General features: G+C 52.8%; 17 protein-coding genes and 1 pseudogene. 6 read left to right on the top strand and 12 right to left on the bottom strand.

The features are described 5' to 3' along the window. Positions 1 to 335 (top strand): annotated as a pseudogene (locus CRO33_RS24680) (IS4 family transposase); the annotation flags it as partial. 133 nt (positions 336 to 468) lie between these two features. On the opposite strand, the gene CRO33_RS18685 reads toward CRO33_RS24680, so the two are convergent. From CRO33_RS18685 to rluE, 8 genes are all read right to left on the bottom strand, one after another. Beyond that, positions 469 to 1,590: a ribosomal protein uL16 3-hydroxylase gene (locus CRO33_RS18685; RefSeq protein ID WP_097119193.1), complete on the bottom strand. Its 1,122-nt coding sequence runs from the start codon at positions 1,588 to 1,590 to the stop codon at positions 469 to 471. 57 nt (positions 1,591 to 1,647) lie between these two features. Next, complete coding sequence (gene phoQ, locus CRO33_RS18690; protein ID WP_058962308.1) at positions 1,648 to 3,108, bottom strand: two-component system sensor histidine kinase PhoQ; 1,461 nt, start codon at positions 3,106 to 3,108, stop codon at positions 1,648 to 1,650. A gap of 3 nt (positions 3,109 to 3,111) precedes the next feature. Continuing rightward, complete coding sequence (gene phoP / locus CRO33_RS18695) at positions 3,112 to 3,780, bottom strand: two-component system response regulator PhoP (protein ID WP_034822036.1); 669 nt, start codon at positions 3,778 to 3,780, stop codon at positions 3,112 to 3,114. 224 nt (positions 3,781 to 4,004) lie between these two features. After that, positions 4,005 to 5,375, bottom strand: coding sequence for an adenylosuccinate lyase (gene purB, locus CRO33_RS18700; protein ID WP_097119194.1), 1,371 nt, complete (start codon positions 5,373 to 5,375; stop codon positions 4,005 to 4,007). A gap of 44 nt (positions 5,376 to 5,419) precedes the next feature. Then, the gene (gene hflD, locus CRO33_RS18705) at positions 5,420 to 6,061 is read right to left on the bottom strand and encodes a high frequency lysogenization protein HflD (RefSeq protein WP_097119195.1); all 642 of its coding nucleotides are present in this window, start codon (positions 6,059 to 6,061) and stop codon (positions 5,420 to 5,422) included. Positions 6,062 to 6,096: 35 nt separating this feature from the next. Next, a complete protein-coding gene (mnmA, locus tag CRO33_RS18710; protein ID WP_097119196.1) occupies positions 6,097 to 7,209 on the bottom strand; it encodes a tRNA 2-thiouridine(34) synthase MnmA in 1,113 nt (370 codons plus the stop codon). A gap of 41 nt (positions 7,210 to 7,250) precedes the next feature. Then, the gene (locus CRO33_RS18715) at positions 7,251 to 7,724 is read right to left on the bottom strand and encodes an NUDIX domain-containing protein (RefSeq protein WP_097119197.1); all 474 of its coding nucleotides are present in this window, start codon (positions 7,722 to 7,724) and stop codon (positions 7,251 to 7,253) included. 45 nt (positions 7,725 to 7,769) lie between these two features. Beyond that, positions 7,770 to 8,408 carry a 23S rRNA pseudouridine(2457) synthase RluE gene (gene rluE, locus CRO33_RS18720; protein WP_236699797.1) on the bottom strand — a complete coding sequence of 213 codons (639 nt, stop codon included), beginning with the start codon at positions 8,406 to 8,408 and terminating at the stop codon, positions 7,770 to 7,772. A gap of 131 nt (positions 8,409 to 8,539) precedes the next feature. Between rluE and icd the strand changes: the two genes are divergently transcribed. Further along, positions 8,540 to 9,790, top strand: coding sequence for an NADP-dependent isocitrate dehydrogenase (icd, locus tag CRO33_RS18725; RefSeq protein ID WP_038647536.1), 1,251 nt, complete (start codon positions 8,540 to 8,542; stop codon positions 9,788 to 9,790). A 59-nt stretch (positions 9,791 to 9,849) separates the two neighbouring features. On the opposite strand, the gene CRO33_RS18730 is transcribed toward icd, so the two are convergent. Beyond that, positions 9,850 to 11,106, bottom strand: a complete 1,257-nt coding sequence (locus CRO33_RS18730) for a mechanosensitive ion channel family protein (protein ID WP_097119198.1) — start codon at positions 11,104 to 11,106, stop codon at positions 9,850 to 9,852. Between the two features lie 206 nt (positions 11,107 to 11,312). Here CRO33_RS18730 and CRO33_RS18735 point away from each other — a divergent pair, with 206 nt between their 5' ends. Further along, positions 11,313 to 11,510, top strand: a complete 198-nt coding sequence (locus tag CRO33_RS18735; RefSeq protein ID WP_034822012.1) for a DUF6404 family protein — start codon at positions 11,313 to 11,315, stop codon at positions 11,508 to 11,510. A 100-nt stretch (positions 11,511 to 11,610) separates the two neighbouring features. Further along, complete coding sequence (locus CRO33_RS18740) at positions 11,611 to 11,808, top strand: hypothetical protein (protein ID WP_097119199.1); 198 nt, start codon at positions 11,611 to 11,613, stop codon at positions 11,806 to 11,808. 32 nt (positions 11,809 to 11,840) lie between these two features. Here the strand turns inward: CRO33_RS18740 and CRO33_RS18745 are convergent, their stop codons facing one another. Further along, a complete protein-coding gene (locus CRO33_RS18745) occupies positions 11,841 to 12,089 on the bottom strand; it encodes a DUF883 family protein (protein WP_034822005.1) in 249 nt (82 codons plus the stop codon). A 183-nt stretch (positions 12,090 to 12,272) separates the two neighbouring features. Here CRO33_RS18745 and CRO33_RS18750 point away from each other — a divergent pair, with 183 nt between their 5' ends. After that, complete coding sequence (locus CRO33_RS18750) at positions 12,273 to 12,479, top strand: DUF2767 family protein (protein WP_034822002.1); 207 nt, start codon at positions 12,273 to 12,275, stop codon at positions 12,477 to 12,479. 25 nt (positions 12,480 to 12,504) lie between these two features. On the opposite strand, the gene CRO33_RS18755 is transcribed toward CRO33_RS18750, so the two are convergent. Beyond that, positions 12,505 to 13,056, bottom strand: coding sequence for a hypothetical protein (locus CRO33_RS18755; RefSeq protein ID WP_097119200.1), 552 nt, complete (start codon positions 13,054 to 13,056; stop codon positions 12,505 to 12,507). A 60-nt stretch (positions 13,057 to 13,116) separates the two neighbouring features. Beyond that, complete coding sequence (locus CRO33_RS18760) at positions 13,117 to 13,446, bottom strand: hypothetical protein (protein WP_034821995.1); 330 nt, start codon at positions 13,444 to 13,446, stop codon at positions 13,117 to 13,119. Between the two features lie 202 nt (positions 13,447 to 13,648). On the opposite strand from CRO33_RS18760, the gene CRO33_RS18765 reads away from it, so the two are divergent. Next, entirely contained in the window at positions 13,649 to 13,828 is a 180-nt protein-coding gene (locus tag CRO33_RS18765; protein ID WP_034821992.1) for a hypothetical protein, read from the top strand. Positions 13,829 to 13,987: the final 159 nt, after the last annotated feature.

The raw sequence follows: 13,987 nt of genomic DNA on the forward strand, positions 1-13,987 counted from the left end.
TGACGCTGAGAAGCAAAAAGCCAGAACTTGTGCGTCAGGAGCTGTGGGGCGTGGTCCTGGCCTATAACCTTCTGAGGTTCATGATGGCGCAGATGGCGTACAGCCTGAAAGGCGTGGAACCTTATCAGATGAGTTTTAAGCAGTCCGCACTGTATCTGAGAAGTCATCTGAGCCTGCTACCGGGCATCTCAGGGGGAAAAATACCGCGGATAATGGAAGAGATAATGGCGATGGCGCCAGGGCTGGTGCTGCCGGAAAGAAGAGTGCGGCATTACCCAAGGGCGGTAAAAAAGAAGCCGCAACGTTATCCGCTGCGGCCTCCATTAAGATCTTAACTGACAAGCATTACTGCTAAGCAGGCCTTTTATCAATATCTTACGTGGCGGCGCAGTCAACAGCGTCTCTGTCGCGGCTAACACCTGTGGTAAATCGCGCCGTGATAAAGAGGCGCGATTTTAGCGCAACAGATTACTCACCAAAGAACCAGTAGCCGCTGTTCACCAGCGCCGCAAGCTGAGCCAGCAGCGACGGATCGTCCAGCGCATCGCCGAAATCTTGCAGCGTTAACACCTGATTGTGTGCCAGTGCCGCCAGCACTTCCGGGTGGCTGCACGCCACGCGCTCGCCATTCACAAACACCGCATCGCCCAGCGTTAACACGCGCAGGCCACCAAGACGTGTCAGCGCATCGCCTTGCTGCAGCGCATCGTAAATCTCATCAGGCTGATACGGCGGCTCAGGAGGTGCGATATCCAGTTCGTGACGTGTCTGTGAGATAAACTCACCAAACCACTGATTAAACTGTTCTGGCTGATTAATGACATCCAGCATCACCTGACGAATTCCTTCCACTTCAGAAGGCAAAATCTGTGACGGGCAATCACGCGACGGCACATCCGGATCGCTGAAACGATAGCTGCCTAATTCGTGCGCCAGCATGTAATCAGCGAAGCCACTGATCAATTCACGACCGTTAGGTGCACGGAAGCCGACCGAATAGTTGATGGCATTTTCCAGCGAATAGCCTTCATGCGGGAATCCTGGTGGAATGTACAGAATGTCGCCGGGTTCCATCTCTTCATCGATGATGGCGTCAAACGGCTCAACCTGCAGCAAATCGGGATGCGGGCAGTGCTGTTTCATCGGCACTTTTTCGCCTACGCGCCAGCGACGACGGCCGGTGCCCTGAATGATAAACACATCATACTGGTCGAAGTGCGGGCCTACGCCGCCGCCCGGAACGGCAAAAGAGATCATCAGATCGTCAATGCGCCAGTCAGGCAGGAAGCGGAACGGGCGCATCAGGGCAGCAGAAGGTTCATGCCAGTGATTAACCGCCTGCACCAACAGCGACCAGTTGCTCTCGCCGAGATGATCATAGCTTTCAAACGGACCATGGCTAACCTGCCATTTGCCGTTGTTATGGCTCACCAGGCGGCTGTCCACCTCGTTTTCCATCGCCAGACCCGCCAGCTCATCAGGAGAAATGGGATCAATGAAGTTTTTAAAACCACGCTTGAGCACCACCGGACGTTTTTGCCAGTAGCGCTGAATAAAGTCGGGCCAGTTAATATCGAGCTGATAGTCCATACGAGTGTTCCGGTTAGGGCCATGAATGCAGGCAAGTATAACAGCCCGCAGGCCTTTCTACTCGCGGTGATGTTCAACTTCCTGACGCTGGAAAATCACTTCCATGCGGGCACCGCCTAGTGGGCTGGTGCTGGCGATCACCTTACCGGCGTATTGTTCGAGGATGTCGCGGACCACGGCTAAGCCAAGGCCCTGGCCGGGACGTAACGTATCGGCACGCTGACCGCGCACGAAGATCAGATCGCGTTTGCTTTCAGGAATGCCGGGGCCGTCATCATCAATAAACAGATGCAGTGCCTTATCGGTTTGTCGTGCGCTGACCTCAATAAATTCCAGGCAGTATTTGCAGGCGTTATCCAGCACATTGCCCAGCACTTCCATAAAGTCATTTTGGTCGCCGATAAAGGTCAACTCGGGGGAGATATCCAGGGTGATTTCGACCCCTTTGCGCTGATAAACCTTATTCAGCGCCGAGCAAAGGCTATCCAGTAGTGCCGACACCGAATGCAGATCGCGCTGCAGCGGATTATGATCGGCCTGCATACTGGCTCGATGCAGGTAGTAACCAATTTGTTGTGAAATACGGCTAATCTGCTCCAGCATCACCGGCTCGGCCTGCTCCACGGTGAGCTCCTTGCCGCTGCGCAGGGAGCGCAAGGTACTCTGCAACACCGCCAGCGGGGTTTTCAGGCTGTGCGTTAAATCAGACAGGGTGGTGCGATAACGCGTGTAGCGCTGGCGCTCATTGGTCAGCAGCAGGTTGAGATTTCGCACCAGGCTGCGCAACTCCTGCGGTGGATTGTCGTCCAGATTCTCGCGATGACCCGTTTCCAGTTCACGCACCTGCGCGGTTAAATCACCAATAGGGCGCAGGCTCCAGTGCGCGGCCAGCCATAGCAGCGGAATCACTAACAGCAGGTTTGCTGCCAGCACATAGCTAAACCATGACCACACCACATCCGAGTGCTGCAGTTCCTGAGGGATGGAATCCACCACGACGATGGTCAGTGCCGGTAAGTTGGTGGTGGCATCGTAACGGTTGACGGCGACCGAGTGGGTAAAGGTGTCGTTGTTGTCGCTGTCCAGTTGATGTAACCGCTCTTTGACCTCGGAGTTGTTGCCGATGGCGGCCAGACTGGTGCGATTTGTGGTGTCAATTTCATAAAAATCGGGCTTGAGCAGCCACTCACGCCGAATGTTTTTGCGGATGTCAGGCACATCACGCTGCTGCCACAGCAACTTGCCGTGTTCATCGTAGATGAACACCAGCGTCGGGAAATTGAGCGTCATACGCTCTGGCTGGGCAATGGTCAGCTTATTGTTTTGCCATTGCGCCAGAGTGAAGAACAGGTTGCTCTCGCCGCGCATCACGCGATAGGTGTTTTTATCGAAACTCACCACATAGCCGACTACGGCTACCATGCCGTAGGAGAGCGACAGAAACAGGACAATAGCGGCAGTCGCCAGTAAAAACCGGGCGCGTAATGAGAAAGGACGTAAGCGATTCAGCCAATTCATAAATCAGAGATCAAAGCGATAGCCCTGGCCGCGCACGGTGTTAATCACTTCGGTCGGATGGAGCGCAAGAATCTTTTTACGCAGGCGTCCCATCAAAACATCAATGGTGTGGCTCTCGCGCAGTTCGGCATCGGGATAGAGTTGCAGCATCAGCGAATCTTTGCTGACCACTTTTCCGGCGTTGCGGATCAAGGTTTCTACAATGGTGTACTCAAAGGCGGTGAGTTTGACCGGTGCATCATTGACGGTGACTTCGCGACGTGACAGATCAACCTGGAACGGCGGCATCGCAATGATCTGCGAAGCGTGTCCACTGTTGCGACGCATCAGCGCCTGCAAACGTGCAGCGACTTCTTCGATATGGAAAGGTTTGGTGACGTAGTCATCGGCACCGGCTTCGAGTGCTTCCACTTTAGCCTGCCAGCCTTCACGTGCCGTCAACACCAGAATCGGTTGACGCACAGCATCACCGCGCCAGCGACGAATCAACGACATGCCATCTTCATCAGGCAAGCCTAAATCGACCAGCGCAATGTCGGGAATGTGTTCCTGCAGGAAATAGTCGGCTTCTTTGGCATCTTCGGCAGCATCCACCTGATGACCCATTTCACGTAACTGCACGGCGAGATGATGACGCAGCAGTGCATTATCTTCCACAACCAGAACACGCATAGAATTTCCTTACCTTCAAACTCAGTGATGATGGCAAGAGTATATGTTAAGCGAGCTAAACAAGAGAACAACACTTGATTGTCATCGTTTGAACGACAGCAGCAAAAAGCGGTGAGCATTCATTCCGGACGCAGGCAACAAAGGATTGATGTACTTGCCGATTTGCTGGTGCTCGACTGTCTGAGGGAAAGGGTAGGGTGTGCGCACAGGCACACCCTTCATGATTATTTTAAATCATCAACCATCTGAATGGCGCGGCCGAGATAGTTGGCCGGTGTCATCTGCTTCAGACGCACTTTCTCTTCTTCCGGCAGTTCGAGACTGTCGATGAAGGCCTGCATACCGGCTGCATCTACACGTTTGCCACGCGTCAGCTCTTTCAGCTTTTCGTATGGCTTCTCGATACCGTAGCGGCGCATCACGGTCTGGATCGGCTCGGCCAGCACTTCCCAGTTGTGATCCAGTTCGTCCAGCAGACGATCGCGGTTCACTTCCAGTTTAGAGATACCTTTCAACGTCGCCTGATAAGCGATCAGCGCATAGCCCACGCCGACGCCGAGGTTACGCAGTACGGTAGAGTCGGTGAGATCGCGCTGCCAGCGGGAAACCGGCAGTTTGCTCGCCAGGTGCTGCATCACCGCATTCGCCAGACCGAGGTTGCCTTCTGAGTTTTCGAAGTCAATTGGGTTCACTTTATGCGGCATGGTGGAAGAACCAATTTCGCCCGCGATGGTTTTCTGCTTGAAGTGATTGAGAGCTACGTAACCCCAGATATCACGGTCAAAGTCGATCAGGATGGTGTTGAAACGCGCGATGCAATCGAACAGTTCCGCAATGTAGTCATGCGGTTCGATCTGCGTGGTGTACGGGTTCCAGGTGACGCCCAGTGAGGTGACAAACTGCTCGCTCAGCTGATGCCAGTCCACTTCCGGATACGCAGCGATGTGGGCGTTATAGTTGCCGACCGCGCCGTTGATTTTGCCCAGCACTTCGATTTTGCTCAACTGACGCAGCTGACGTTCCATACGGTAAGCGACGTTAGCCATCTCTTTACCCATGGTGGATGGCGTAGCAGGCTGGCCGTGAGTACGCGACAGCAGCGGAATATCACGATACTCCTGCGCCAGACCTTTCACCGCATCGATGATTTTGTTCCAGAAAGGCACGATGACATCACGGCGAGCGGTTTCCAGCATCAGCGCGTGAGAAAGGTTGTTAATATCTTCAGAAGTACAGGCGAAGTGGATGAACTCGGATACCGCATGCAGCGCAGGGATATCGGCCACTTTCTCTTTCAGGAAGTACTCAACCGCTTTAACGTCGTGGTTGGTGGTGCGTTCGATGGTTTTAATGCGCGCCGCGTCCTCTTCGCTGAAATTGGCGACAATGGCATCAAGGAAAGCGTTTGCGTCAGCATCAAATGCAGGAACTTCCTTGATCTCTGCGGTCGTAGCCAGTTTCTGTAACCAGCGAACTTCAACCTCAACGCGGAATTTCAGCAAACCGTATTCGCTGAAAATGGCGCGCAGCGGGCTGACTTTATCGCCATAACGGCCATCGACAGGTGAGACGGCGGTCAGAGAGGATAATTCCATCAGTGCAACTCCTGAATCGTTAACAAATTAGGGCAGGGCGGCGCTTAATACGCCGGGCCCAACCGGGATAAAATGGTTTTGGCTTCACGCAGCAGACGCTGGCACGAGAACATTAGCTGCAGGCGGCCACCGCCAACCTGCTGCCACAACACAGCGGCACGAATGCCTGCCAGCAAGGTAGCGCGTACTTTGCTTTGTACCTGAGAATTCTGTAATACCTGCGGCGAACCGGTGACCTGAATGCGCGGACCCAGCGGGCTGATCACATCGACATAAATCCCCGCCATGGCACTGGTAATAGTTTCTGATTCCAGCTCGTAATGCGCGAGTTGGCGATCAAGCTGCACAATACGCTGAGAAAGGGTGTTCAGCGCCGCGCTGTTGCCGTGCAATTTGCGCTCCAGCACCATCATACTCAGGGTGTAACGTGTCAGTTCGGCCCCGGCACCCTGGCGGCTGCCGCTGTTCAACACCGCCATCAGCGATTCCAGACCGAGATGCAGATTCGCTTCATCATTGCCAAAGACCGCCAGCGTCGAGCCGGGGTTCAGATCCAGCAGGCTGCGCAGCGACACGGTTAATGCGGCATTGTTGCAGCTGCCCTGGTGCGCTAGTTGCTGCACCAGATGCGCGGACTGACAAATACCCGCCAGCGCGAGCGTTATCTCATAATAGTTCTTAGCCACGCTTAACTCCTGTCATCGCGTCGGCAGCGCCGACCTCAGGCTTCTGCCAATGGCAGGCGCTGTTCAATAATGCCGCCGCCGAGGCAAACATCACCCAGATAAAATACGGCCGACTGGCCAGGCGTGACGGCCGCAACCGGCTCGTCAAAACGCACTTCAATACGCTCGGCATCGAGCGGGATAATTTCGCATGGAATATCGGTCTGGCGATAACGGGTTTTCACCGTGCAGCGCAGCGGGGCCGTCATTGTTTGGCGATCGACCCAATCCAGTTGCTGAGCAATCAGACCCACAGACATCAGGCGTGGATGTTCCGCACCCTGAGCCACCACCAGACGATTGCGCGCCACGTCTTTATCCACCACATACCAGGGATCGTCGTTGCTCTCTTTGCGACCACCAATACCCAATCCTTTGCGTTGGCCCAGCGTGTGATACATCAGACCCTGATGCTCACCGACAATCTCACCCTCAACGGTTTCGATTTCACCCGGCTGCGCAGGTAAGTAACGGCCAAGGAAGTCGCGGAATTTGCGCTCGCCGATAAAGCAGATGCCGGTCGAGTCTTTTTTCTTCGCGGTGATCAAATCCAGTTCTTCAGCGATACGACGGACTTCGGGTTTCTCCAACTCACCTACCGGGAACAGGCTTTGCGCAATCTGCTCATGACTCAGGGTGTAGAGGAAGTAACTCTGATCTTTATTGCCGTCGAGACCGCGCAGTAACTGGCTGGTGCCATTCACATCGGCGCGGCGCACATAGTGGCCGGTGGCGATGAAGTCTGCACCGAGATCTTCAGCCGCGAATTCAAGGAAGGCTTTAAATTTAATCTCTTTATTGCACAGAATATCGGGGTTTGGCGTGCGGCCCGCTTTGTACTCTTCCAGGAAGTGTTCGAACACGTTGTCCCAGTATTCAGCGGCGAAGTTGATTTTGTGCAGTTTCATGCCGAGCTTGTCACACACGGCTTGAGCGTCAGCCAGATCATCAGCGGCGGTGCAATACTCCTCGCCGTCGTCTTCCTCCCAATTCTTCATGAACAGGCCTTCAACCTGATAGCCCTGCTGTTGCAGTAACCAGGCGGATACGGAAGAATCGACGCCGCCGGACATCCCGACGATCACTTTTTTCTGGCTGTTGTCAGACATGACGCACTCTTAATTACGATAAAAACAGGCGGCGCATTCTATCATGCCGAAGCCGGGCGCGCACCTTCGTGAAACGGCCATTGGAACGGCGCCACCAGTTGCAGCGGATAACGCGCGCCTTGTTGCCACAATCGAACACTCTCGGCGACCAGCGGTGAACGCAGGCGATTCGCAGTGAGAATCTGCTCTGGCGGCAGCCACCAGCAGCAATCGATGTCGCGATCGTGCGGGGACGTCTCGCATTTTTCTGGCAGATCGAGGCCAAACAGGAAACGCACAAAAGGTGTATCGTCAGGCGCGATCCACTGCTGCACACCGAGGAAATACTCAGGTTGAGCGTCAATGCCGGTCTCTTCAAACAACTCACGCTGCGCCGCTTCTAAAATCGTTTCATTGGCTTCGAGATGACCCGCCGGCTGATTCCAGGTAATGCGGCCGTGAACACGCTCTTCAACCACCAGCAATTCGCCTTGTGCCTGCACAATACAGGCTACGGTTACATGAGGTTTAAACATCCTTCCTCCGAAATTGTTAACTAAAAGTTATTGAAAAGTCGTGATCTAAACGTTGGCACTGACATCGCGCCACTCTCCCAGGGCTAAATCGTTCAGTTGATATTTGCCCATGGCAAAGCGAATCAGGCGTAAGGTGGGAAAACCAATATGCGCCGTCATGCGCCGCACCTGACGGTTACGTCCTTCGTACAGGGTGATTTTCAACCAACTGGTCGGGATCGCTTTACGCTCGCGGATCGGCGGCTGGCGCGGCCACAGCCACTCTGGTTCAGTGACTAATTCCACGCCAGCAGGCAGCGTGGGTCCATCATTGAGGGTGACGCCGTTGCGTAACAGGGATAAATCTGATTCCTGTGGTGCACCTTCAATCTGCACATAATAGATTTTTCCGGTGCGCTTTCCGGGCTGCGTAAGTTGCGCCTGTAGCGCGCCATCGTTGGTCAGAATCATCAAACCTTCGCTGTCGCGATCGAGGCGGCCGGCGGCATAAACGTCGCTAACCGGCACGAAATCCTTGAGCGTGCGGCGTCCCGCTTCATCACTGAACTGCGGTAAAACATCGAAAGGTTTGTTAAAGAGTATGACGCGTCGCGGTCCTTTTGGACGTGTGTCACGGCGCACGGGCTGGCGTGCTGCGGTGTTTGGACGCTTATCCTGGTGAATTCGTTGAGAAGTTTTTCGCATGGGCTTTGCAGTCAGAAACAATCGGCGCATTATAACGCGAAACTGCGGTGATTGGCGTAGCGGAAATATTCAAGTAGTATTGACCCGCATCTTACAAATCATTAACAAAAAATCGCTCGAAGGAGAGGTTGATGGAAAGCAAAGTAGTTGTTCCGGCGGAAGGTCAAAAAATCACCCTGGTTCAGGGCAAACTCACTGTTCCGAATAACCCAGTCATTCCTTACATCGAAGGTGATGGCATCGGCGTTGATGTTTCCCCTGTTATGCTGAAAGTGGTTGATGCCGCTGTGAAGAAAGCCTACAACGGCGAGCGCAAAATTTCCTGGATGGAAATTTATACTGGTGAGAAATCAGTAGAACTTTACGGCCAGGACGTCTGGCTGCCGCAAGAAACCCTCGATTTAATTAAAGAGTACCGCGTTGCTATCAAAGGCCCACTGACTACGCCAGTTGGCGGCGGTATTCGTTCTCTGAACGTGGCGCTGCGTCAGGAGCTGGATCTGTACGTGTGTCTGCGTCCGGTTCGCTACTACACCGGCACCCCAAGCCCGGTTAAACGCCCAGAAGATACCGACATGGTGATCTTCCGTGAGAACTCAGAAGATATCTATGCGGGTATCGAGTGGAAAGCGGGCACACCAGAAGCGGACAAAGTGATCAAGTTCCTGCGCGAAGAGATGGGCGTGAAGAAAATTCGCTTCCCTGAGCAGTGTGGTATCGGCGTGAAGCCGTGCTCTGAAGAGGGCACTAAACGTCTGGTGCGTGCTGCGGTTGAGTACACCATCACCAACGATCGTGATTCTCTGACCCTGGTTCACAAAGGCAACATCATGAAGTTCACCGAAGGCTCATTCAAAGACTGGGGCTACCAGTTGGTGAAAGAAGAGTTCGGCGGCGAGCTGATCGATGGCGGTCCATGGATGAAGTTCAAGAATCCAAACACTGGCAAAGAGATCATCGTTAAAGACGTGATCGCTGACGCCTTCCTGCAGCAGATCCTGTTGCGTCCAGCAGAATACGACGTTATCGCCTGTATGAACCTGAACGGTGACTACATCTCTGATGCCCTGGCGGCACAGGTTGGTGGTATCGGTATCGCACCTGGCGCGAACATCGGTGACGAGTGCGCACTGTTCGAAGCAACCCACGGTACGGCACCTAAGTATGCGGGTCAGGATAAAGTGAACCCAGGTTCCGTTATCCTGTCCGCAGAAATGATGCTGCGTCATATGGAGTGGTTCGAAGCCGCAGACCTGATTGTTAAAGGCATGGAAGGCGCTATCGCTGCTAAGACCGTGACCTATGACTTCGAGCGTCTGATGGATGGCGCTAAACTGCTGAAATGTTCAGAGTTTGGTGACGCGATCATCGCGAACATGTAATTTCTGCCAGCCAGAAATTGAGACGGGAGCCTATGGCTCCCGTTTTTTTATGCGCTAAGTTAATCGGCCTGCTGTTCAACGGATTTGGCGGATGACGCATGCTGCTGCGACAAGCGCCAGAAATCATTGCCGCCCGGATGCTGATACATGCGCAGGCCAAACTGGCCGACAATCGCATAGATATATTCGAATATCGCTGACTGCGAATTCTCATACTCGACCCAATATATCGACGAGGTGAAGCAATAGACTTCTACCGGCAAACCTTCCGGCGAGGGCTTCATGGTGCGCACCACGATATACATATCCTGCTTAATATCATCGCGCTGCAACAGCCACGCGGTGAGATATTTGCGGAACACCGTCAAGTTGGTCATGCCGTTGTCAGTAAACCAACGATCGCTCACTGCATTGCTGTCACGGCCATCCATTAACGCTGACAGCTGCTCGTTAACACCGCGAATCTGGCTCATCTGCTGAATGAGTTCGTGATCGAGAAAGCGAATCGACATTTGGTCGAGGTGGAAGCTACGCATAATACGGCGCGCGCCGGAGGAGAACATCGCCTGCCAGTTGGTATAGGTTTCGGTGAGGAAGTTTTTCGTCGGGATGCGTGACAAAGTGTTATCCCAGTTACGCAGCGTAATGGTGTGCAGTGCAATATCAATCACTTCGCCGCTAATGCCTTTATCCGGCATCTCAATCCAGTCACCAAGTTGCAGCACATCGTTGGATGACACCTGAATATTCGCCACCAGCGACATTAAGGTGTGCTGGAACACCAACATCAATACCGCAGCAACCGCACCCAAACTCGAGATAATAATCACTGGCGATTTATTCGACATAATGGCCAGAATCATGATCGCCGAAATAATGTGCACCAGGATCTTGCCGACCTGAATATAGCCCTTGATCGAGTGATTCTTACGCTTTGATTTGCGGGAGTAGGAGTTGTTAACAATCTCCAGCACTTCTGTGAAGAACAGCGACAGATAAACAAAGAACAAAATGCCGCAGATAGTCTTAATAGCAATCAGCAGATGCTCGGGCAGATCTGGCATAAACTGCAGCAGGTAATAGACCGTGATCACCGGAATAAAGTTTGAGAGCTTTTCAGATAGCCGCACATCTTTATCAAGTGGAACCTGTTTTTTGTGTGTGCTGAAGAAGACCTTGCGCACCACCTTTACCACAAAGAATTTGCAGATCAGATGCGTCACCATCCCCGCGATCACCAGCAGCAGCAAGCTAAAAGTGGTGGATAGCAGGGTGTTACTCTCAATAAATTTCTGGATATCGCTTAAATAATTCATATTCACAACATGCCTGACAACGTTGGCGGGGATTCAATCACAAACTGTGATCATACTGTATGCGACAAGTGCGCAATTTCTTAACGGCGGTTCGCGCCTGACAATACATTTCGCAAAACTTTGAAACAGATAGCATCCATGAACCCTTCGTCGTGCCTTTTCTGGCAAAACCCGCTATGTTCTGCGCTTCAGATTCTGGAGGTGGTATGCAAGGTGTCATCAAATTCGTTAAGGGCTGGTTGCTGTTTTCGCTGCTGTGGGGCATTTTCATGTGGTTCACTTCGTGGCAGGCGCAGGGTGAGGCCATCAGTATGGTGGTGGTGAAAAGCTTGTACGCTGGATTGATTTATCAGGCATTGATGACCATGGTGGCGCGCTTCAAAGCACGCCGTTCGCAAGCCTGATTGCTCACATCTTCCCACACAGCTTTGCGCAGCACTGACGCTAATTTGCACTCTGTCAGGCAATCTGGCCCGACTCAAAACAGTGTGGGTGGAAGTGAAGATGGCAAAGACGTCATTAGCCGCGTGGTTCTTTTTACTGGTGTCATTTGGCAGCTGTGCGCAATTACCTGACGTGCCAGTGAATATCACTGTGCACCAGGGGCGTCATCTGGATGTGAATAACAGCACGGCTGATGTGGAAGAGACGCCGGATGAACATATTCAGGAAAGGTTGGATGAGGCCGGTCATCATCAATAAGCGTTGGGGCCAGAAAGGCCCCCCTTCGCCGCTTATTTCCTGCCCAGCAGGAAACCGACAATAATGCCGATGCTGGCCGCTACCGCCAGGCCAGTTGCCGGATTATCACGTACCGATTTGACCACGCAATCTGCTGCATCCTGCACAGCATAACTGGCTTGCGCGGGATAACGACGCGCGGCACCTTTAGCCTGATGTTTGCGAGAGCCGGTCCATTCCCCGATTTTTTCTTCAACTGCGCCCGCTGCTTCATTCAATTTTGCTTCCGCTTTATCAGTCATGATGACTCCCTGCTGGTTGTGAATATTACGATTCAGCGTAGTCACAGATTTTCAGACCAGCAACCCGCAGGCCAACGAGGTTGTAACAGTGGTTTGCAGGATTGTTGAACTCTGTCCAGGCTTAAACGAAGTAGCAGGCCTTTTGATTTGCGGAAATCAGGCCGTGTCACACCAGGAGGAGAGATGAAACGTGATGTATTAAGTGAAGACGATTACGATGAAGTGTGTCGGGTCATTGGCGACGCGGTGATTGTCCTATCCGAATGTGGCCACGAAACTAAACGCGCTGAAATCACCGATTTATTGCAGCGAACCCGCCATCATCGCGCGCATGATGAACGCGACGAACAGCGGATGCTGGAGCATGCGATTCGTCTGGTCAAACCCTAATCCCTAAGGGTGTCACGAGACGCCCTTAGGGATTGCCGCGATAAGCCGGATACCAGGTCACCAAAAAATGGCGAAGATGATCGAAACACCACTCGGCATCGTCGGCTTGCTGACAATAATAGCGAATGGTGACTTTCTCATAGCGCATTTGACGCTGATGCAAAGGTGACCAGCCCCAATCCAGCACGGCGCGGGCGTAATTGACCAGGGTGCCGCTCTGCATGTTGTGCTGCTTCTCTTGTCGGCCCAGATAGAGTTCAAATGCCTGATCCAGACTTTGCGTCTCCTCACTGCTGCCACTCGATAGCGCCGGGCGTAATGCCACATCGATAAATCCGCACACGCCGTCATCACGCTGCTGCCAGTCACAGGCTAAGGTCATAAATACCCCCTCCTGCAAATTCACCTCTTCCAGTAAACGCCGTAAATTTTCGGAATGTTTACCCGCTGAGATTTCGTCGATGCGATCGGTCTGCAGCGTGAGGTCAAATCCACAAGGATTCACCGAACCATCCGCGTTGGTGGAAGCGGGGAAGGGGAAATCGATGTAGCCGTTATTGTCCAGACTCTTTTCCATAGTACAGGTCCGCAGCGTGAGGAAACCTGACAATAAACCATCTTTCCCGGCTAAGCACGTTTAAGGGCACGTCCAGGTAATCATGGTGTTCTGATAAGGGTTGATCAGACGGAATTGCTTATCTGACAGCCGCTGAGCGGTGAAGCCCTCAGGCGTCACGGCAGAAGGGACATACTGGAAACGATCGCTGGAGTGCAATGTGCCACTTTTCACCGCCACGCCATCACGCGTGACCGTAAAGGCATTCACCAAATCGAAGATGCGCGCCTGCGTCTGCCCCATTGATTGTCCATAAATAGTCGCGACTTCGCCCGGGCAGTCGACACCTTTAGGCGTGGAGCTGCAACCAGCCAATAATAAAAGGGTGAGTACTACCGTGATTCGCAACATGATCCTGTCCTGGTTCGATTCCTTGTTTGCAGTGGCCCGTCAATGCCCACTGATATGCTGATCATAGCAGGTCTTGCACCGCTTCCCATTTGTCATTTGCTTAATCGTTAAGCGGTAAGAATGTAAAGGGGTGACTTTGGTAGCAGATAAACGTTATTCTTGCCAGCGTTGCGCATCAGGTAAGCAAAACAAGGGCAAATCTATGAAAGAAGAAGAAGCCAGTTTAATGATTCTTCAGCACGCGATTGATAAATTAGAAGCCGACAAAAAAAAGCAGGTAATGAACTGTGTAGCGGCCATACAAGAAGTGATGCAAGGCTTCGATCCGGAAGATGCGGGTCTGGCGTTAATGTTAGTCGCCGCACAGGTTGCAGCAGAGTAATCCCTTTCGGTCATTCCTTCCCCATCCGTTTGCGATGGAAATCCATGCAATATAGCTGCTGCTCAGTCGATATCGGCTGATGCGCAGCGATTGTTCTGCACAGATTAATCTTTCTCCTGGTTCACATTACTGCGCGCTGTGCTAAACCTGACAATGAAT

The organism is Pantoea sp. GL120224-02, from assembly GCF_900215395.1.
In the GTDB taxonomy this organism is placed as follows: Bacteria; Pseudomonadota; Gammaproteobacteria; order Enterobacterales; family Enterobacteriaceae; genus Pantoea; species Pantoea communis.